The 18,884-nt window shown below is 52.8% G+C and carries 18 protein-coding genes and 1 riboswitch; of the genes, 5 read left to right on the forward strand and 13 right to left on the reverse strand.

Annotated elements, in window-relative coordinates; genetic code table 11:
* Positions 1-47: 47 nt before the first annotated feature.
* Positions 48-701 carry a porin family protein gene (locus tag FH871_RS02865; RefSeq protein ID WP_138989809.1) on the reverse strand — a complete coding sequence of 218 codons (654 nt, stop codon included), beginning with the start codon at positions 699-701 and terminating at the stop codon, positions 48-50.
* A gap of 129 nt (positions 702-830) precedes the next feature.
* On the opposite strand from FH871_RS02865, the gene FH871_RS02870 reads away from it, so the two are divergent.
* A complete protein-coding gene (locus tag FH871_RS02870) occupies positions 831-1,892 on the forward strand; it encodes a DNA topoisomerase IB (RefSeq protein WP_138989810.1) in 1,062 nt (353 codons plus the stop codon).
* A 57-nt stretch (positions 1,893-1,949) separates the two neighbouring features.
* Here FH871_RS02870 and FH871_RS02875 read toward each other — a convergent pair whose 3' ends face one another.
* The 3 genes from FH871_RS02875 to FH871_RS02885 all read right to left on the reverse strand — a co-directional run bounded on the left by FH871_RS02875 (position 1,950) and on the right by FH871_RS02885 (position 4,330).
* On the reverse strand, positions 1,950-2,645 hold the full coding sequence (locus tag FH871_RS02875) for a DUF421 domain-containing protein (protein WP_138989811.1): 696 nt from the start codon (positions 2,643-2,645) through the stop codon (positions 1,950-1,952).
* A gap of 20 nt (positions 2,646-2,665) precedes the next feature.
* Positions 2,666-2,863, reverse strand: coding sequence for a DUF2188 domain-containing protein (locus tag FH871_RS02880; RefSeq protein ID WP_138989812.1), 198 nt, complete (start codon positions 2,861-2,863; stop codon positions 2,666-2,668).
* Positions 2,864-2,956: 93 nt separating this feature from the next.
* Positions 2,957-4,330, reverse strand: a complete 1,374-nt coding sequence (locus FH871_RS02885) for a TolC family protein (RefSeq protein WP_138989813.1) — start codon at positions 4,328-4,330, stop codon at positions 2,957-2,959.
* A 142-nt stretch (positions 4,331-4,472) separates the two neighbouring features.
* Between FH871_RS02885 and FH871_RS02890 the strand changes: the two genes are divergently transcribed.
* Positions 4,473-6,104 carry an amidohydrolase gene (locus tag FH871_RS02890; RefSeq protein ID WP_138989814.1) on the forward strand — a complete coding sequence of 544 codons (1,632 nt, stop codon included), beginning with the start codon at positions 4,473-4,475 and terminating at the stop codon, positions 6,102-6,104.
* 117 nt (positions 6,105-6,221) lie between these two features.
* On the forward strand, positions 6,222-7,052 hold the full coding sequence (locus tag FH871_RS02895; RefSeq protein WP_138989815.1) for an ion transporter: 831 nt from the start codon (positions 6,222-6,224) through the stop codon (positions 7,050-7,052).
* A 97-nt stretch (positions 7,053-7,149) separates the two neighbouring features.
* Here the strand turns inward: FH871_RS02895 and FH871_RS02900 are convergent, their stop codons facing one another.
* From FH871_RS02900 to FH871_RS02910, 3 genes are all read right to left on the reverse strand, one after another.
* Positions 7,150-7,932, reverse strand: coding sequence for a M48 family metallopeptidase (locus tag FH871_RS02900; protein ID WP_138989816.1), 783 nt, complete (start codon positions 7,930-7,932; stop codon positions 7,150-7,152).
* A 274-nt stretch (positions 7,933-8,206) separates the two neighbouring features.
* Positions 8,207-9,103, reverse strand: a complete 897-nt coding sequence (locus tag FH871_RS02905; protein WP_138989817.1) for an S-adenosyl-l-methionine hydroxide adenosyltransferase family protein — start codon at positions 9,101-9,103, stop codon at positions 8,207-8,209.
* Between the two features lie 112 nt (positions 9,104-9,215).
* Positions 9,216-10,514, reverse strand: a complete 1,299-nt coding sequence (locus FH871_RS02910; protein WP_138989818.1) for an acetylxylan esterase — start codon at positions 10,512-10,514, stop codon at positions 9,216-9,218.
* A 107-nt stretch (positions 10,515-10,621) separates the two neighbouring features.
* Here FH871_RS02910 and FH871_RS02915 point away from each other — a divergent pair, with 107 nt between their 5' ends.
* Positions 10,622-10,855 carry a (4Fe-4S)-binding protein gene (locus FH871_RS02915; RefSeq protein ID WP_171062738.1) on the forward strand — a complete coding sequence of 78 codons (234 nt, stop codon included), beginning with the start codon at positions 10,622-10,624 and terminating at the stop codon, positions 10,853-10,855.
* 180 nt (positions 10,856-11,035) lie between these two features.
* Here the strand turns inward: FH871_RS02915 and FH871_RS02920 are convergent, their stop codons facing one another.
* From FH871_RS02920 to FH871_RS02935, 4 genes are all read right to left on the reverse strand, one after another.
* Positions 11,036-12,700 carry a beta-N-acetylhexosaminidase gene (locus FH871_RS02920; protein ID WP_138989820.1) on the reverse strand — a complete coding sequence of 555 codons (1,665 nt, stop codon included), beginning with the start codon at positions 12,698-12,700 and terminating at the stop codon, positions 11,036-11,038.
* 16 nt (positions 12,701-12,716) lie between these two features.
* Positions 12,717-13,928 (reverse strand): ROK family protein, encoded by a 1,212-nt coding sequence (locus FH871_RS02925; RefSeq protein ID WP_138989821.1) that lies wholly within the window; start codon positions 13,926-13,928, stop codon positions 12,717-12,719.
* A 220-nt stretch (positions 13,929-14,148) separates the two neighbouring features.
* A complete protein-coding gene (gene metX / locus FH871_RS02930) occupies positions 14,149-15,195 on the reverse strand; it encodes a homoserine O-acetyltransferase (RefSeq protein WP_138989822.1) in 1,047 nt (348 codons plus the stop codon).
* Positions 15,196-15,315: 120 nt separating this feature from the next.
* Positions 15,316-16,620, reverse strand: a complete 1,305-nt coding sequence (locus FH871_RS02935; protein ID WP_138989823.1) for an O-acetylhomoserine aminocarboxypropyltransferase/cysteine synthase family protein — start codon at positions 16,618-16,620, stop codon at positions 15,316-15,318.
* 40 nt (positions 16,621-16,660) lie between these two features.
* Here FH871_RS02935 and FH871_RS33035 point away from each other — a divergent pair, with 40 nt between their 5' ends.
* The gene (locus FH871_RS33035) at positions 16,661-16,816 is read left to right on the forward strand and encodes a hypothetical protein (RefSeq protein WP_171062739.1); all 156 of its coding nucleotides are present in this window, start codon (positions 16,661-16,663) and stop codon (positions 16,814-16,816) included.
* A 54-nt stretch (positions 16,817-16,870) separates the two neighbouring features.
* A riboswitch (SAM riboswitch) is annotated at positions 16,871-16,987 on the reverse strand.
* Here the strand turns inward: FH871_RS33035 and FH871_RS33040 are convergent.
* Together FH871_RS33040 and FH871_RS02940 are read right to left on the reverse strand one after the other, a co-directional pair.
* Complete coding sequence (locus tag FH871_RS33040) at positions 16,951-17,175, reverse strand: hypothetical protein (protein ID WP_171062740.1); 225 nt, start codon at positions 17,173-17,175, stop codon at positions 16,951-16,953. It overlaps the preceding riboswitch by 37 nt.
* Before the next feature lie 65 nt (positions 17,176-17,240).
* Positions 17,241-18,719 (reverse strand): Gfo/Idh/MocA family protein, encoded by a 1,479-nt coding sequence (locus FH871_RS02940; protein ID WP_138989824.1) that lies wholly within the window; start codon positions 18,717-18,719, stop codon positions 17,241-17,243.
* Positions 18,720-18,884 lie beyond the last annotated feature (165 nt).

The following is an 18,884-nucleotide window of genomic DNA, read 5'->3' on the forward strand; positions in this document are numbered from 1 at the left end:
TTTGTGTGATAGAAGACCGATGACCCTGATCGCCCTTGCAGTCAGGGTCATTTTTTGGTTGGCAACCAGCAGCCGAGCGAGACGGTGAAACCGTAGGTGTTCTCGTTCGGTTTGGAGGATGCCAGAGTCGAGGGATATTGGCTCAACCCGTATTGAAACCGGGCATCTAAAAAGGTGGTGAGTCGCCCGATCCCCATCTCAATTCCACCACCACCCCAGACAGCCGCTTCGAGCCGACGCCTGAAAAGAACCTGATCTCGAAAAATCTCGGAGCCCTCATCCGTAATCGTCAGCCTGCCGCCCAATGCATATCCCAGACTGGGGCCAAACAATCCGTAATAGGCCCAGCGATTCGTCACCTTCCGGCGATAAGAAATCAATACCGGAAGCTCGGCAACTTCATAATGTAAAAGGAGTTTCCCGGTTCCGGCAGGCACACCGATTTCATCGGTATAATCTACACCTGACTGCCAGCCCTTCTGAATGACCGACGGTTCTGCCCGAATCGACCAGCGATTTTTCAGAACCATCTCAACAGGAACCGCAACAGCAAAGCCCCTCGCCAGAGAACGGTCGGCGAAAGAATTCCGGGTGTGAACCGTCGACCAGTGAGCGCCCGCCCGCACACCGACCTGTACCTGAGCGTGCAGTTTTAGCGAAAAAATCACGAGGATGAAAGTAAAAAAGAAGAGCTTTTTCATCGAAATTAGGCTTTGTTTGTCTGATAAACGATGAATTTGGTTTTGTTCATATAACCGTCAATAAATATCCGTCGGACGGTTTAACATTTGCCAGCTCTTCGGGTTTATGCAATACATTTAACCGTACCCATGAATTTAGCCGAACTGGTTCACGACCCCGTCAAGGCCGCCAAAGCGGTCAAATTAGTCTACGTCAACGATTCGACACCCGGCATTTCCCGCCATCGGTCGGGTGATCAGTTTGTTTACAAAGACCCGAAAGATCACCTCATCGACGACGATGACACCCTGTGCCGCATCAAGAAAATGGCCTTGCCGCCAGCCTGGGAAAACGTCTGGATCTGCGCCAAACCCAACGGACACCTGCAGGCCACCGGCATCGACACCAAAGGCCGGAAGCAATACCGCTACCATACCAATTGGAACGCCATCCGCAGCGAAACCAAGTTCTTCCGGATGATTGCCTTCGGCCAACAACTCCCCGACCTTCGCGCCCGCATCGAGCAGGATTTGAAAAACCGCGAGCTGACCAAAGAAAAGGTCATTGCGATTGCCCTCAGTGTGATGGAACAGACGCTGATCCGGATTGGCAACGCATCGTACGAGAAAGAATACGGGCACTACGGTTTGACGACTTTAAAAGACAAACACGTCAACGTGGCGACCTCCGAACTCCAGTTTCGGTTCAAGGGCAAAAAAGGTATTTACCACGACATTACCGTTCGCGACCGGCGGCTGGCCCGACTCGTGAAAGCCTGCCGCGACATTCCCGGCAAAGAGCTGTTTCAGTATTACGACGAAAACGGCGAACACCGCAGCATCGACTCCGGCATGGTGAACGGTTATTTGCAGGAAGTGACGGGGGAAGAATTCTCAGCCAAGGATTTCCGTACCTGGGCCGGAACCGTCAACGCGTTGCGTTTGCTGGCCGAACTGGAACCGTGTTCGACGGAACAGGAAGCGAAGAAAAACATCAATACGATTCTGGAACAGGTAGCCCACCGGCTGGGCAACACGCGGACCGTTAGCCGGAAATATTACGTGCATCCGCAGATTCTGGAAGCCTATGAATGCCGGGATTTAAACCCGTATCTGAAGCGCAAAAACCAGTTTCGCCAAACGTCACCGTATGGGCTGGATCCGATCGAGAAACTGTTGCTGACGTTTTTGAAGGATAAAGTGAAGAAATAGCCTGCGATCCATGCGACCGGTTAGGTGTTGAACACCTGACCGGTCGCATGGATCGTTTCACCCCTGTGCCCGCACCCACCGGTGATGGTCGCAACGCTGGCAGGTCGAAACCGGCCCTTTGCCGTATTCTACCACCTGACCACATTGACAACAAGCGTAATGCCCGGCTTCGGAAAGCGTATCAAAGGACTCCTTTAATTTATGGGGAAGAATCGGCAAGCCCGGCTTTACTTCGTCGTCTTTGAACTGAAAAATGCTGACTTCGCCGTTGTGTTCCAGAATCGCCGTCCGAACCTGCCCAAGATGCTCGATGCCCGCCATCCGCAGTTCGGCGAACAGCTCATCCAGCCCCAGGTCTTCCTCATCGAAGTTCTGCACCAGAATGCAGCCGTTTTCAATCACGTAAACCGGTTTTCCTTCCAGAAATTCGCGGACGGGTTTGCTCTTGTCACTCAGCCGGGTGAAGAATTTGTAACTGCCCATCATGACCACGAACACCACCGCAGCCGCCAGCAGCGGCACATCGTGGTAGAACATGGGATCGCCCGCGGCTGACCCCAGGCCGATGACCAGCACCAGTTCGAAAACCGAAAGTTGTTTCACTTCCCGCTTCCCCGATATTTTGAGGGCGGTCAGCAAAATCAAAAACATGACAAACGTCCGCAGTGCCACCTCACCGAGGTAGCTCACCGGAAAATCGTGCAGCAACATCCGTTGCCAGTCAAAAGCCTGAATCGGCTCTTCGTTGTTCATTTACCGCGTTTTCGGTTTACTCAGGATGCCTTATCTTTCCGGATTTTCAAATGCCGGTTAGCCGCCCATTCTTCGGCTTTGGAAGTGGCAATCGGAATTGCCCGTTCCTCTTCCATTCCTTCTTTCAACAGCGCATTGGCAATCGAAATCGCTTTGTTTCGCACCGGTGCCATAAAATTCTTCAACGACACCGGATAATCCTGCTTCGTCCAGGGCATAAAGAGTTAAGAGTTAAGAGTGATGAGTTAAGAGTTAAAAAAACAGATACGACGATTTTTTTAACTCTTAACTCATCACTCTTAACTCTTAACTCACTTCGTTTGTTGCAGAATCTGGCTGCTGAGCCGCAGGAGTTCGATTTCGGCAAGTTTGGTGTTGTATTCGGCGTTGATCAGACGGGTCTCGGCGGCAACGGCGTTACGCTGTACATCCCGGAATTCGACCGCCGTCGAGTTGCCTACCCGGTAGCGTTCAAAGGCGATCTCGACGTTTTCATTGGCGATTTTGAAGCTTTCCAGTTCCAGATTGACCAGAATCAGGCTGTTGCGGTATTGGGAGTAGGTCTGTTCGAGGGCTTGCTGCAGTTGCAAACGCTGGTCGGACTCCTGGTACTCGGTGATGAGCGCATTCGTCTGGGCGTTGGCCAGCAACCGTCGCTGGTTAAATCCGGTAAAAATCGGAATGCTGGCCTGAATCCCGTACTGAAGGGCATCGTTGCGGGCACTCCGAACCCCGAAACCGCCCTGGTTATCGATGGCCGTAAAATTATACCCCCCCACCAGATTGACGACCGGCAACCGTTGCGACCGCGCCAGCCGCACGTTCAGATCCGCAACCCGCCGGTTCAGAGACGCGGCAATCAACAGCGGGTTGTTGTTGGTCAACGACTCCCGAAGCTGGTCGAGCGAAATATCCGTCCGCACAATGATCGTATCCCGAACGGCAAACTCCGTGGCGGGGTCCCGAACGATGAGCGTATTCAACAATACCTTGGCATTCCGCACATTCTGCTGCTGCGTTACCAGTGCGGAGCTATCGGCATTATAATCGACCTGAGCACTCAGGAAATCGACCCGCGAGCGCGTGCCAACTTCGTAATTGGCGCGGGCCAGTTCCAGGCGGTCACGGGAAATATCCAGCGCCTGCCGGAGTGAAACCAGTTGCTGCAATTGCCGGATTACATCGTAATAGCCCGTGGCCACATCGGCCACCGTGGCTTCAATGTTGGCGCGGGTGTTGACTTCACTGATCTTCACGACTTCGCCCAGGCGGTCGTAGGTAATGAAATTGCCAAAACCATTAAAGATCGTCCAGTTTACCCCAACCCCAACCTGCGTATTCCGGTTGGTGATCCCGTAGAGATTCTGAGGGGGACGTAAGCCGTCGAGAAATTCCTGGCGTAAATTTTGTAAGTTGCTGTTATTGGTTAGGTTACCCGTTACATTGGGAAAAAAGCTGGCTTTGGCCGTCTTGAAATCGGTGCGGGCAATCTGTTCCTGCGACCGGAAGATGCGAACCTGGTAACTTTTTTCAAGAGCCGCCGAAATCGCTTCCTGCAAGGTAAGTGTTTCGCCCTCCTGCGTAATAACGGAAGTGCGCCGGGTGCGCGGAGCGAGTGGTTGAACGGGTTGAGACCAGGAAGTAAAGAACGAAAAGAAAAGGAGCAAGCTTAGAAAGAAGCGCATTCTGGTATTATTTTTAAGTATCTGACCTTCAAAATTAAAAGATATTCTGTCATTCTTTGTATACCGGAATTAGATTTGGAGGTATTTCTTCTCAACCGAACATTTCCGAAAGAATCTTCCACCAAAAGCGTAAATTTCCGGCATGAACCATCGCTACCTGCTCTTCGGCCTTTCTATGGCCCTTTTAACGGCTTGTTCGCCCAAAAAAAAGGCCGATTTACTGGTTCATCATGCGGTTATCTACACTGCCGACTCCCTCTTCACCAGTGCCCAGGCTTTTGCTGTCAAAGATGGAAAATTCGTGGCCGTCGGCTCTTCGGAAAGCGTGCTGAACGACTACCAGGCGGATAGCGTCGTCGATTTGAACGGGCAGCCGGTCTATCCCGGTTTCTATGACCCTCACGCCCATTTCCTGGGGTTGGGGCAGATGCTGGAACAGGCCGACCTGGTGGGCACGCGCTCCTTCGACGAGGTGATTCAACGACTCAAAACCTTTTCCGAAAAACACCCCGACAACCTTTGGATTCTGGGCCGGGGCTGGGACCAGAACCAGTGGCCCGACAAGCAGTTTCCGACCCGGGAAAAACTGGATGCGGCCTTCCCCACGATCCCGGTTTACATTGCCCGCATCGATGGACACGCGGCCCTGATCAACTCGAAAGCACTCCGACTGGCTGGCATTACCAACGCCACCAAAGTTGCGGGTGGGGAAGTCATTTTGGCAAACAACGAACCAACGGGTGTCCTGATCGACAACGCGAAGAATGCGGTTCGACGCCTGATTCCGCAACCGGACGCCCGGGAAAAGGAGCGCATGCTTCTGGCGGCCCAGAAAGTGTGTCTGTCGCTGGGTCTGACAACGGTTTCCGACGCCGGTCTGGATCGGAAAGACATTGAACTGGTGGAACAACTGCACCGGGAAAACAAGCTGAAGATCCGGGATTATGTGATGATCAAACTTGGCGAACCGAATCTGGACTATTACCTCAAACGGGGGCCCTTCCAGACCGACCGGCTGACGGTTCGCTCCTTCAAACTCTATGCCGACGGGGCGCTGGGGTCGCGGGGGGCCTGTCTGCGAAAACCGTATCACGACCGCCCCGAAACCGCCGGTTTTCTGCTGCTGCATCCCGCCGAACTGGAACGGATTTTGACCTTACTGGAAGCCAGTAACTTTCAAGCCAATACGCACTGCATTGGCGACTCGGCCAATCACCTGATTCTGGATCTGTACGGCAAACTGCTGAAAAGCCCCAACCCGCGCCGGTGGCGGATCGAACACGCGCAGGTGGTTTCACCGGACGATTTCTGGAAATTTAACCGGTATTCGGTCATTCCGTCGGTGCAACCCACCCACGCAACCTCCGACATGGACTGGGCCACCGACCGTCTGGGACCGATCCGGGTGAAGGGTGCCTATGCTTTCAAAGACTTGATGAAACAAAACGGTATCATTGCCTTTGGGAGTGACTTTCCGGTCGAAGCCCCCAACCCGCTCTATGGTTTTCATGCCGCCGTGGCCCGGGTCGATGCCAAAGGGTTTCCGGCCGGCGGCTACCAGATGGAAAATGCCGTAGACCGCGCATCCGCCCTGAAAGCAATGACGAGTTGGGCCGCTTACGCCAATTTTGAAGACCACCTGCGCGGCAGCATCGAACCCGGCAAGCAAGCCGATTTTGTGGTGTTGCAACAGGATATTATGAAGATTCCGGCTCCGCAACTTCGAGGGGTGAAGGTACTGCAAACCTGGATCGGTGGTGAACGACTGTTCTGATCTGTACGAGTTGACTATTGAACACTGAATAACGAATATTGAATAACGAAATGCCTCTTCTCATCTACCGTTCAGCATTCGCTGTTCATATTCGTTTTTCTTACCAATGCTATTCCTATGCAACATTCTGCTCACATCCACGAGCCCGCTGCCAACCCGTTGCGCCGGACGGTTTACCGGGTACTGGAAACGTCCACCGGAAAAAAACGGGGTTTGAGTCTGGTATTCAACCTGACCCTGATCGTCGTCATTACGCTCAATGCCATTGCCATCATTCTGAATACCGTGCCATCGCTCAAGCTTCGCTACGACCATTTATTCGTTGATTTTGAGATCTTTTCCGTTATTTTTTTTACGGTTGAATACTTCGTCCGGGTCTGGATCTGCGTCGAGAATGAGAAGTATCGGCACCCGGTTTTCGGGCGAATCCGGTACATGCTGTCCACCACGGCCATTGTTCACCTGCTGGCGATTTTGCCGTTTTACGTAACGCTTTTTCACACCGATCTGGCCCTGATCCGGATTCTGCGGATTTTCCGGATTTTCCGGCTGTTCCGCATCACGCGCTATTCCAAGGCATTTCAGGTCATTCAGAGCGTGGTAGAAGACAAAAAAGAAGAACTGGTGTTGAGCGTCTCCTTCCTGATGTTTATGCTCGTCATTATTTCGAGTGTCATGTACTACCTCGAACACCCCACCCAGCCCGATCAGTTTTCGAGCATTCCGGCCACCTTGTGGTGGGGCATTAACGCGATGGCCACCGTTGGTTACGGCGATATTCACCCCATGACCCCCCTGGGAAAAGTACTGGCCGGTGTTACGGCAGTCATGGGAATTGGCCTTTTCGCCCTCCCAACCGGTATTTTAGCCTCGGGTTTTGCCGAACACATCCGCTCCCAAAAAACCGGTCAGAAGCGGCACTGCCCGCATTGCGGGAAGGAACTTTGAAATGTAAAATGATGAGCGCCAAATGCAAAAGTAAAACCGGAGTCGGAGCAACCCTTTTACATTTGGCGTTCATCATTTTACATTTATCATTCTTTTTTCACTTCGCTTTATACTTCGCAATCGCTTCCTGAATGCGTTCGATGCGGTTATCGGGATCGGGGTGGCTGCTCATGAATTCGGAAGGGCGGTTGGGACCACCGGCGGCCTTCAGCACTTCCATCACATCGATCATCGCTTCGGGATTGTACCCGCTCTCGACCATCCACCGAACCCCGAGCTGGTCGGATTCGATTTCGTCATCACGGCCGTATTTCAGACCAATCAGGTTGGCGACGTAAGCCGCAATGGCCGAATTGCGGCCCGGTGAGTTGGGGTCTTCGGTGGCAATGGCGGCAGCCCCGGCCAGTCCCTGGGTGAGTTGTTGTTTGGCAATTTGCTCGGCCGAATGACGTCCTACCACGTGCGTAATTTCGTGACCCAGCACCCCCGCCAGTTGGTCCTCGTTTTTCAATTTATCAAGCAAAGCCGCTGTGATAAAAATCTGCCCGCCCGGTACGGCAAAAGCATTAACCGTCTTGTTGTCGGCCAGAACGTGAAAATCAAATTGATAAGGGCTGTTTTTTACATCGGTGGAGTTAACGATTTTCTGGCCAACGCGCTTCACCGATTGCTGCACTTTTTCGTCCGGGTAGAGTCCACCAAATTGCTGGGCCATCTGGGGCGCACTTTCCAGCCCCAACTGAACTTCCTGTTCGGGCGTCAGGCTGATGTGCTGCTTCTCACCCGTCACCGGATTTTCCTGCGTGTTACTGAAGTAGGTAAAAACGGCAATGAGGGCCGCTATCAAACCAAAAATTAATCGACCGGCTCGCGAGCGCATGATGTGAGGGAGTGAAAGGTTTTTACTTTAGTCGTATACTAAACCAAAAAGTAACAAAAAGTTCTCAGGCAATTTTCAGGAGATTCGTCAAAACCCGGTCTGAAGCCGCCATGATCGTTTTTTTGCTGCCCTTCTTTTCACTTCTCCAGCAACTTTCTTCTCAACTTTCGCTCTATTGTCAATATGAAATTACGGTGATACCACCTGGTTGTAGTTCCGGCAAGAAGATGAAAAAATAAGGTGGTCCGCAAAGGGCGAACAAGACACGGTTTTACTATTTCGAGATTTCAACCCGCCAATCCGGCCCGCTGCTGATTTTATATTTTCGGGCGAAATCTCCCCTGTTCACCGCTACTGAAAAATTGAGCAGGCTATTGAAATAGGCCACATTCCCACCTTCTTTCGACTCACCAAACGTGTTCACAAACAACACATTACCCTTAAAACACCTCTTATTTTTATTAAAAATCCGAATGTGTAGGTTCTCGCCGGTTTTAGCGCCCAGTTGTTCAAAAAGCGGTTTGGGAATGTTGGTCCAGACGTTGCCATACTGCACGTCCAGCACCGGAACCGTTCCTTTCAGAACGCCATTTTCAAGAACCGGTTTCTGGTAAGGTATTTTCCAAACCTCGGCGGGCAGCTTTTTGCCGACCTGTGCCAGCGAAATGACCTTAGCCGCCAGCCGTGCTCCCGTATAGGCATACACGTCGCGACCGTGAAAGGTATAGGACTCCGTCGAATTGCGCAGGCGGTTAACGGCTTCATCAATTTCGCGCACTTCCTGAATGCCCAGCTTTTCGGCAATGAGCGTGAGTGTTCCGTTGTCAGGCGTTACAAAATAATGGCCGGATTGGGTGAGCAGAACCACCGATTTCCGTTCCGTTCCCACACCGGGGTCGCAGACCGAAACGAAAACCGTGCCTTCGGGATAATAGGGGGCCGTTTGCAATAACCGGTAGGCCGCTTCCCAGATGTTGTAGGCTGGAATGTCGTGGGTCAGATCAAAAATCTTCAGCGTGGGCGACACGCCCACCGCCACACCTTTCATCGCCGAAACCGCCCCGTCTTTCAACCCAAAATCAGACTGAAAAACCAAGACGCCATTCTGGGCGAAAAGCGCAGTCGCCATCAGCCAGCCGTGGATCAACAACAAGGCGGTTTTTCGGTTCATGATTTTTTAGTTAAGAGTTAAGAGTTAAAAATTAAGAGTTATTCTGCTAAGTTAAAATACATTAGCCAACAGCACGGGTGGCAGCTCTTAACTCTTAATTTTTAACTCTTAACTATTTCCCTGCTCCCTTCAACTGCTGAACCAGCCAGGTGGTCATCAGTTCCGTTTGTTCGGGATAGGTCCAGTGGCCGGTGTCTTCGTATAATTTCAATTGTTTTGGAGCCGAAATTACGTTGTAAGAGGCATACATGGAAGTCGGCGGGCAGGTTTCGTCATTGAAACCCCAGGAATAATACCCCGGCACTTTGATCAGGCGGGCAAAATTGACGACATCGTAATACCCAACGGTTTTGATTTTAGCGGGCGTGTTGTTGAAAGCCAGAGCCTTTCCGTAAAACAGATGCGGCCACCCGCCAGCCCGGCCTTTCAGATACCCCGTCACATCCGACAAAGCCGGGTAATAGGCTCCCAGCCACTTCACGCGGCTGTCCAGACCGGCGGTGGTGATGGACAACGCGCCCCCCTGACTACCGCCTGTTACGGCCAGATTGCTGCCGTCGTACTGCGGCAAACTCACCAGAAAGTCGTTGGCCCGCACGCAGCCCAGATACACCCGTTTGTAGTAATACCGATCGCGGTCGTCAAGGTTAAAATTCTGATAACCACCCAGTCCACCAGCACTCAGATTGAGGTAAACCGCCGGGTCCAGATTCACCGGAATGCCGTGAATCCCTATTTCCAGCGTAATGATGCCCTTTTCCGCATCGGCGATATTGCCGTTATACGGCCGAATCCCCGCCCCCGGAACCCGCAGCAAGGCCGGATATTTCCCGTCCTGCTTCGGCACACACAGAATGCCATACAACCGGGAGTTGGCGTAGTTCTGAATATTGACCTGATACACGTTCACTTTTTCGGTGCAGCGTTCGGGCAGCAGCGTCATGCGGGCATCGAGCGGAATCCGGCTAAGTTCAGCTTTGGCACTGTCCCAGAACATCTTGAAATCGGCGGGATTTTCGACGGTCGGCACCACCTGCAGCGGATTGAAACCGGCCGTGGCCAGGTTGCGGTAGGTCTTGCCATTGATTTCGGTGGTGGCGATGCAACGCAGAAAACCGGGTGTTTTCATCGTTCCGCCATCGACGATGGTCGTGCCGTTGGCCAGCGTCACGGTTTCCTGTTTCGTGGGCTCCATTTTTTCCGGCCCGATTTCATACCGGATTTTGGCCCCTTTGACGGGATTGCCGTATTGTAAAACAGAAATGGTAAATTTAACGGACTCGCCGGGGCGGTATAACCAATCGGTATGATCGGGCGCCACGACGATTTTAATGGGACGTTCGGCGGGTTGGGCCAGGGCACAAACCGTTACAAGCAGGTACAGATAGACCAGCAGGAAGCATTTTTTCATAAGGCTCAGGTGTTGAAATTTTATTCAGCAGTTTTTGTTGGTAAGCAAAAAAGGGCGGTTCTCTACCTGTCCAGGCGAATTTTATTCATCCTCTAACCATTGCATTCATGAAAGACATCACGACCCGTTACACCAATGGCGAAATAACCGTCGTCTGGAAACCGGCCCTCTGTACGCACTCCCGACGCTGTTTTACGGGGTTACCGGACGTTTTCGATCCGAGGAAAAGACCGTGGGTGACCATCGCCGGAGCGACAACGGAACGCATTGTGGAACAGATCCATCAGTGTCCATCCGGGGCATTGTCGTATTTCCGGAACGATGCGGTAACAGCAGGGTAATGCCGATACCCCCTGAAAAGTAGCTACCAGATGATTCATCCCTTCGGGATTATCAAATTACAAATCCCGGAGGGATGAATCATTTTGTAGCCCCCGGTTAAACCGGGGGTAGAGATGAACAAGGTGGGTCTAAAATCCCGGAGAGATGACCGATTGAAGGAACGGGTATGGCCTGAAACCCTACAATTTCCCCGTCGAACCATCCGGTTTGACATAGATGAAATCAGCGTTGATGGGCGCGCCAAAATAGTTGATTTTCAGTGCGTCCAGGCGTTTCTTATGAACGTCCAGCCGCTGCTTGAAACTGTCGATGTTCCTGCGTTCTTTGGGCGTCCAGCCAATTTCGGCCATTGCAATTCCGCGGGGAAACAGCATGTATTCGAGGTGCTCCGGGGTTTTGATGTATTCCGTCCAGAGGTTGGCCTGAACGCCGATGATGTGCTTTTGCTCCTCTGCCGATAAACTGTCGGGCATGGGTTCATAGGAATACGTTTTTTCCAGGGGCAGCATTCCGCCAATGGAGACGGGCTGCGACACCGTTTTGGGGTCGGCCTGGTAATAATCCAGGTAGAAAAACGTGGTGGGCGTCATGATCGCATCATGTCCCTGCCGGGCGGCCGCAATACCGCCATCGACACCCCGCCAGCTCATCACCGTCGCGTTGGGCGACAAACCGCCTTCCAGAATTTCGTCCCAGCCGATCATCTTGCGCCCTTTTGACGTGATGAATTTGTCGATGCGTCCGATGAAGTAGCTTTGCAGTTCGTGCTCGTCTTTCAGCCCCAGTTTTTTGATCAGATCCTGGCAAAACCGGCTTTCGATCCACTGTTTTTTCGGACACTCATCTCCGCCGATGTGGATATAGGGACTTGGAAACAAAGCGATCACCTCGGTCAGCACATCCTCCAGAAACTGAAAGGTTTCCTCACGCGGGAACAGCACATCGTCGTGGACGCCCCAACGACCCGTTACCGGCACAATTTTGTCAGGATTACTCCCCAACTGCGGATAAGCCGCCAGCACCGCCATCGAGTGACCCGGCATTTCGATTTCCGGGATTACCGTAATGAACCGTTCCTGCGCGTACTTGATGACATCACGGATTTCGTCCTGCGTGTAAAAACCGCCGTAGGGTGTTTTGTCAAATTTGTTGTTCCGGTAATGCCCCAGCATGGTTTCTTTCCGGACCGAGCCGATTTCGGTCAGTTTGGGGTATTTTTTGATCTCAATCCGCCAACCCTGGTCTTCGGTCAGGTGCCAGTGGAACGTGTTAAGTTTATGAAGCGCAATTTCATCAATGAATTTCTTCACCGCCGGAACCGGGTAAAAATGACGCCCCACATCCAGCATCACGCCCCGATAGCCAAAGCGTGGCTGGTCTTCGATGCGACAGCACGGCACGGACCAATCGACGCCCGAAGCCACGGTGGTGCCAAACACCTCGGCGGGCATCAGTTGCAGCAGCGACTGCATCCCGTAGAAAAAACCGTTGGGTTGCTGCGCGGTTAGCGTAATGCGTTTGGGCGATACGGTCAGGAAATACCCTTCGCTGCCCAGTTTGGGATTCTGTTCGGTTACAAAAACGATAGTCCCGCCTTGGCCGGTTTTGATCTTCGGCGTCCGACCGGTGGTTTTGGCAAGCTGACCGGCTAACATCCCGGCCACCCGGCGCACCTCCGCGTTGTCGGTGCCGATGCTAATGACGACTTCGTTCGGGAGTTTGCAATTTCCTTTCTGCTCATCGAGCCGAACGGGTTGTGGAACCAGGGCATACCGGCTCGTCTGCGCTTCGGAAACCCGAATTGTCAGACAAATAACTACTATATAGAGAAACAGTTTTTTCATTCAATACGCGGATTTATCAAGGAATTTCTTCGTGTTCCAGTAAACTCTGCACAACGTAAGCCTGCGTGCCGTAGAGTTTTGCCATTTCACCCAGCCGGGACACCGTGATTACTAGCTTGTTGCGAAAATCTGCCAGACAATACTTGTCGATGGCCTGCTCGATGGGACGGGTAATGAGTCGTTCCGCTTTGGCTACGACCCCGTTGACAATGATCAGCTCAGGGTTGAATAAATGAACAGCAATGGAAAGTCCTTTGCCCAGTTCACCGCCCACTTCGTTGAGCAGATCGATGGCCAGTTCGTCGCCCGCTTTGGCTTTGTCGATCACCAGCTCGACGTCGATGTCTTCAAAGTTTTCTTCGGCCAGTTTCGAAACGCGTCCTTCCCGCAAACCGGCTTTCACCCGGCGCACCAGCGAGGAGGCCGAGGTCAGCGTGTCGAGGCAACCCACTTTGCCGCACGAGCACAATTCGCCGTCGGCCTGGAGTTGGATATGCCCTAATTCGCCCGCAAAACCAGCCAGGCCCTGCAAAATTTCACCGTTGTTGATCACGCCCAGACCCACACCCCAGTCGATGTTGATGGACAAAACATGGTTTTTCCCCTTTGCCAGCCCGAAGCGGTGTTCGCCCAGAATGGTCGCCTTGGTATCGTTGATGAGGTAAACCGGCGAATCGAAATAATGGGCCAGCAACTGCTGCAACGACTGCTCCGGCCGATTCAGTTTTTTGTAGGTGTAATTGATCCCGGTTCGGGGGTCGACCAGGCCGGGCAGGGCGCAACCGACGCCGATGATGTTCAGGTTGTGTTCCTGAATCCGGTGCGAGATTTCCTCCAGCGGCCCTTTCAGCGATTCCAGAAAAGCCACGGAGTCCTCTAAACGCAGGTTGACATCCAGGCGGTTGAGTACGCGATTGGTCAGATCGAACACCACCAGTTTGACATCGTGAACGCTGATGTCGACCACAACAATTGCCTGATTTCCGGGCCGCAGTCCAAACAGAGCCGGTTTTCGCCCGTATTGAGCCGCACCGGTTCCGATTTCCTGCACCCAGTGTTCAGTCGCCAGTTCGTCGATCAGCATCGTGACGGAAGGAACACTGGCGTGCAACGCCTTGGCCAACTGAGCCAGCGTCCGCGAACCCAGCCGGTACATCTCTTTCAGGATACCGCGCTTTAAACGACTTTTTTTCTTATCGACAATGGATACCGTATAGTTTGCCTCCATAAATACAATACTCTATTAAAACCTCTACGAGATGAAAAGCGATGAAATATAAGAATGATATTTTTAAAATAATTTATTAATAGAACGATTTTATTAAATTATTTACAAAACAGCAGTAATTGGCTTTAAACAATCCTACAATTCCATCAAATCAGGCTCGATTTATACTAAAGCGAAAGCAAACGCGAAATTTACTTATGGTCAGCGCATTGGCCCTAAACTACTTTTCGGCTGTCCTGAGTACCGTTTTCGGTTCGTCCATCCAGGTCCGGATAATCTGGGTAAGCGGTTTGGTTTCGATCAGAAAACCGTCGTGACCATACAGGGAATCGATTTCTTCGTAGCGGGCATCCGGAATATGGCGGGCCAGAATCTTTTGTTCGATGGGTGGAAAGAGGATGTCGGATTTGATGCCGACGGCCAGGGTTCGCGACACAACCTGCTCGAGTGCCAGGCTGATGCTGCCCCGGTTTCGGCCGACATTGTGCGAATCCATGATTTTCGACAAAATCCAGTAGGTGTACGCATTGAAGCGATTGGCCAATTTTTCGCCCTGGTACTGCTGATAAGTAGACGCTTTGTAGTGGTCGAGTTGCTCGTTGTTGTCGAGTGCCTGCGTGAAACCGTAGGTGTCATAATTGCGGTAGGACAACATGGCCACGGCCCGGGCGGCTTTCAGGCCCGTTCGGCCGGCATTGTCGTGGCTTTCGCTCCAGGTGGGGTCGGTGCTGATGGCCATCCGCTGGGCTTCGTTGAAGGCAATGCCCCAGGGCGACATCACGGCGTTGGAAGCAATCAGGATGAGGTTTTGAATCACCTCCGGCTGTTGAATGGCCCATTCCAGCGCCTGTTGCCCGCCGAGCGACCCGCCAATACAGGTTTGAATCTGTTCAATTCCCAGCTCCTGCCGGAGCAGGTCCAGCGCTTTGACAATGTCGTGGATGGTAATCAGCGGAAACGTGTGGTAAAACGGTTTCCCGGTTTGCGGATTGACCGACAGCGGCCCGGTTGAGCCGTAGCAGGAGCCCAGCACGTTGGCACATACGATAAACTGATGCGCCGGATCGTAAAATTTACCCGGCCCGATCATGCCCTCCCACCACTCACCGGGATCGGCACTCCCCGTGAGGGCATGGCAAATCCAGACGACATTTGAACGGTCACTATTTAGCGTTCCACGCGTCGTATACGCCAGCCGGAAGCCCGGCAGAGCCGCACCCGACTCTAAAGCGAAGGTGTATTTGTAGTCAAAAAACCGGGTTTCCAATCGAAAAAAGAATTGTCAGTTTACAGAATACGGCTTTCGGTATACGGTTTACGGTAGCTGACACCTTAGGCTATATGCGTCAGCACCGAAAACCATATACCGAAAACCGTAAACTAAATATTAAGCCCCAATGGCAGCAAACGCCCGTTCAAGGTCGGCCTTGATGTCGTCGAGGTGTTCGGTTCCGACCGACAACCGCAACTGACCCGGCGCAACCCCGGCACTGATTTGTTCGGTATCGCTCAACTGCTGGTGTGTGGTGGCCGCCGGGTGAATAATCAGCGTTTTGGAATCGCCCACATTGGCCAGGTGACTAATCATCGTCAGGCTGTCGATAAACTTGTCGGCTAATTCCTTCCCCGCTTTCAGTTTGAACGTCAACACGCCCCCAAAACCGCGTTTGAGGTATTTTTTGGCCAGTTCATGGTAAGGACTGCTTTCCAGACCCGGATAGAAAACCTGTTCCACCTGCTCGTGTTGCTCCAGCCACTGCGCCAGGGCCAGGGCGTTCTGCACCGTGCGATCGACGCGCAACGACAGCGTTTCGATGCCCTGTAAAAACAAAAATGAATTGAACGGACTGAGCGCGGGGCCCCAGTCACGGAGTCCTTCGACCCGGGCACGAATGATGAACTGGATGTTGCCAAAGGGTCCGCCAATGCCGAATACGTCGTTGAACACCAGCCCGTGGTAGCCTTCGGACGGTTCGGTAAACTGCGGAAACTTACCGTTCCCCCAGTTGTAATTTCCGCTGTCGACAATCACGCCCCCAATGCTCGTTCCGTGGCCGCCGATCCATTTCGTGGCCGATTCAACCACGACAGCCGCGCCGTGTTCGATGGGCCGGAACAAATAACCGCCCGCGCCGAACGTATTGTCCACAATCAATGGCAGGTCGTATTTCTGCGCCAAAGCCGCGAAGGCTTCAAAATCCGGAATGTTAAACTGGGGGTTCCCGATGGTTTCCAGGTAAATGGCCTTCGTTTTGTCGTCGATCAGCCTTTCGAAGCTTTCCACTTTGTCGCCATCGGCAAAGCGGGCGTCGATCCCAAGCCGTTTGAACGACACCTTGAACTGGTTATAGGTACCGCCGTAGAGGTAAGAAGTCGTCACAAAATTATCACCGACACCCAGAATATTGTTCAGCGCAATGAACTGAGACGCCTGACCCGACGCCACGGCCAGAGCCGCTACCCCGCCTTCCAGAGCCGCAATGCGCTTCTCAAAAACGTCGGTCGTGGGGTTCATGATCCGGGTATAAATGTTTCCAAACTGCTGCAGGGCAAACAGTTTGGCGCCGTGTTCGGCATTATCGAAAACGTAGGAAGACGTTTGATAGATGGGAACCGCCCGGGATTTGGTGGTGGGGTCGGGCTCCTGTCCTGCGTGCAGTTGCAGGGTTTCAAAATGCAATGGTGCTGACATACGTACTGATTGTTATAGAGTTGAGGATTGGTAAAGCGAGATGATGAATCGACGCGCCAGCCGGGACGTTGGAACGTCCCGGCGCCGGGTCGCCGGAGTGATGGAGTTGTTGAATGGCGGAGACGAATCTACGGCGCATTCCGTCAACCCACAGCCGATAGCCTCTCCCGGTTGTCGGTATCGTCGGTGTGTGTGAAATTAGTAGCCCGCCGGGGGCATACAGCATCGGATGTTGGTCATGTGTCTGATCGATTTATATCTCCTATCGGATGGCCGAAGCGATCCGTAGGCGGGATGTAGCACCTTGCCGCGCGGCAGGTTGCCAGAGGTTCACCGAGCCCGGTCTCTTGCCTCTTCTTTATAAATCAAGCGCAGCAGGAAGTCTGCTGCAAAGATTCGATGGCGTTCGAATCGTGTGGAAACTTGATTTGAGCCGCAAGTATAGCGAACGAAGCCCGATGCTGCAAATTTTTTGGTCAGAAACCGGTCGGACAGGACTTCGATGCGGTGGATACGCCCAACAAAAAACCTCTCATTTTGCAGTCGAACGACCACAAAATGAGAGGTTTTACTGATCTGGCGTTGCCCGAAAATTCCGGAACGTCGCCGAGGGTAATTAACTAGGTCGTCAGCTTCCAGCCATCGCGGTATTGCCGCGAAACAAACTGGTTGGCATCGTCGAAGTTGGTAATTTTCATGTTCTTGCCATCCCACATCAGGCGTTGGCGACCGGGGTAGTTAAAGCCCTTGCCATCGGCTTTTGGCGTCCGGAGCATGTAGCTACGAATGGCCAGGTTACCCATCAGAACGGATTCGGTCAGCGGGCCGGAGAAGTCGAACGAAGACGTCAAGGCTTTGTGTTCCTTGCTGTTAAAACCGGCTTTACAGGCTTCGGTCCACAGAATCTGGTGACCGTTTTCGGGCCACGGTTTTCCGTCGACCGGTTTGGGCTTCGGAGCCGCTTCCATTTTCTGTCCGTCTTTGGTATACAATTTCGGATCATCGCCGTACATGCCGCAGGCAATCAGACCTTTGTCGCCCACCATGAACATGCCGTTTTCGCCCCCTTCCGGATAGGCTTCACCCGCAGGCAAAAAGTCGGGACGGAACGGACGAATACCGCCATCGGCCCAGATCAGTTTCACATCGGATTTATTTTTAGCCGAAGCCGGGAATTTCAGTTCCACGTGCGACGCTGGCGGACAGCCTTCGGGGTTGTATTCCGGCGTCCAGTCTTTCAGGAATACCGAGCTGATGCTGGTTTCCACTTCGGTGGGGTAGCCCAGTCCCAGTACGCGGAACGGAATATCCATGATGTGGCAACCGATATCGCCGAGTGCGCCTGCACCGAAGTTCCACCAGCCGCGCCATTTGAACGGGTGATAGGCGGGCGTGTAGCCCACTTTCTGGGCAGGTCCCAGCCACAGATCCCAGTCCAGATCGACCGGCGTGTTTTCGGCCGCCTGCGGCACCGGAATACCCTGCGGCCACACGGGGCGGTTGGTCCAGATCTGAATGGTGTGTACTTTTCCGATCAGGCCTTTGTCAAACCAGTCCACCATCTGCTTCTGCTGCGGGTTCGATGAGCCCTGGTTTCCCATCTGCGTCACCACCTTGTATTTACGGGCGGCTTCGGTCAGCATCCGGGCTTCGTAAATGTTGTGCGTCAACGGTTTTTGCACGTACACGTGCTTGCCCCGCTGCATGGCGGCCATCGCCACGACGGCGTGTGTATGGTCGGCGGTCGAAACCGTAACGGCATCAATGTTCTTTCCTTCTTTCTCGAGCATTTCACGGAAGTCCTTGTAGCGCTTGGCGTTCGCGTGCTTCGTAAAATTCTCTTTCACACGGGGGAGACCCCAGTCCACGTCACAGAGGGCTACGACGTTGTTGGCTCCGTTGTTGAACGAGTTGTTGATGTCACTGGACCCTTTCCCACCAAAGCCGACAGCGGCCAGGTTAAGTTTATCGCTGGGCGCAATGAAGCCCGGCCCACCCAGAACGTGGCGCGGCACGATAAAGAAACTACCAGCAGCTAATGCCCCGGCCTGAATGAACTTGCGACGCGATGTCTGCGACGGTTTTTCAGAAGATTGCATAAATCAGATAAGGACTATAGGTAAATCAATACAAATAAAGCTCAAATTAAGGAAGATATACCAATCGGGAAGCGAAAAAATGGTTAAAGAAAATGAGATGGTTGGATGGTGTTAATGGTTAAGGATGGTTGGATGGTTAAGAATGGCTGAATAGCTCGTGGAGAC

The organism is Larkinella sp. C7 (genome assembly GCF_006149005.1).
In the GTDB taxonomy this organism is placed as follows: domain Bacteria; phylum Bacteroidota; class Bacteroidia; order Cytophagales; family Spirosomataceae; genus Larkinella.

Excerpts from the sequence above, each read along its gene's own strand:
- FH871_RS02915 (WP_171062738.1), top strand. The coding sequence starts at position 10,622 with ATGAAAGACATCACGACCCGTTACACCAATGGCGAAATAACCGTCGTC.
- FH871_RS02890 (WP_138989814.1), top strand. The coding sequence starts at position 4,473 with ATGAACCATCGCTACCTGCTCTTCGGCCTTTCTATGGCCCTTTTAACG.
- FH871_RS02940 (WP_138989824.1), bottom strand. The coding sequence starts at position 18,719 with ATGCAATCTTCTGAAAAACCGTCGCAGACATCGCGTCGCAAGTTCATT.
- FH871_RS33035 (WP_171062739.1), top strand. The coding sequence starts at position 16,661 with ATGATGAATCGACGCGCCAGCCGGGACGTTGGAACGTCCCGGCGCCGG.
- FH871_RS02900 (WP_138989816.1), bottom strand. The coding sequence starts at position 7,932 with ATGCGCTCGCGAGCCGGTCGATTAATTTTTGGTTTGATAGCGGCCCTC.
- FH871_RS02865 (WP_138989809.1), bottom strand. The coding sequence starts at position 701 with ATGAAAAAGCTCTTCTTTTTTACTTTCATCCTCGTGATTTTTTCGCTA.
- FH871_RS02875 (WP_138989811.1), bottom strand. The coding sequence starts at position 2,645 with ATGAACAACGAAGAGCCGATTCAGGCTTTTGACTGGCAACGGATGTTG.
- FH871_RS02935 (WP_138989823.1), bottom strand. The coding sequence starts at position 16,620 with ATGTCAGCACCATTGCATTTTGAAACCCTGCAACTGCACGCAGGACAG.
- FH871_RS02925 (WP_138989821.1), bottom strand. The coding sequence starts at position 13,928 with ATGGAGGCAAACTATACGGTATCCATTGTCGATAAGAAAAAAAGTCGT.
- FH871_RS02885 (WP_138989813.1), bottom strand. The coding sequence starts at position 4,330 with ATGCGCTTCTTTCTAAGCTTGCTCCTTTTCTTTTCGTTCTTTACTTCC.
- FH871_RS02910 (WP_138989818.1), bottom strand. The coding sequence starts at position 10,514 with ATGAAAAAATGCTTCCTGCTGGTCTATCTGTACCTGCTTGTAACGGTT.
- FH871_RS02905 (WP_138989817.1), bottom strand. The coding sequence starts at position 9,103 with ATGAACCGAAAAACCGCCTTGTTGTTGATCCACGGCTGGCTGATGGCG.
- FH871_RS02895 (WP_138989815.1), top strand. The coding sequence starts at position 6,222 with ATGCAACATTCTGCTCACATCCACGAGCCCGCTGCCAACCCGTTGCGC.
- FH871_RS02870 (WP_138989810.1), top strand. The coding sequence starts at position 831 with ATGAATTTAGCCGAACTGGTTCACGACCCCGTCAAGGCCGCCAAAGCG.
- FH871_RS02920 (WP_138989820.1), bottom strand. The coding sequence starts at position 12,700 with ATGAAAAAACTGTTTCTCTATATAGTAGTTATTTGTCTGACAATTCGG.
- FH871_RS02880 (WP_138989812.1), bottom strand. The coding sequence starts at position 2,863 with ATGCCCTGGACGAAGCAGGATTATCCGGTGTCGTTGAAGAATTTTATG.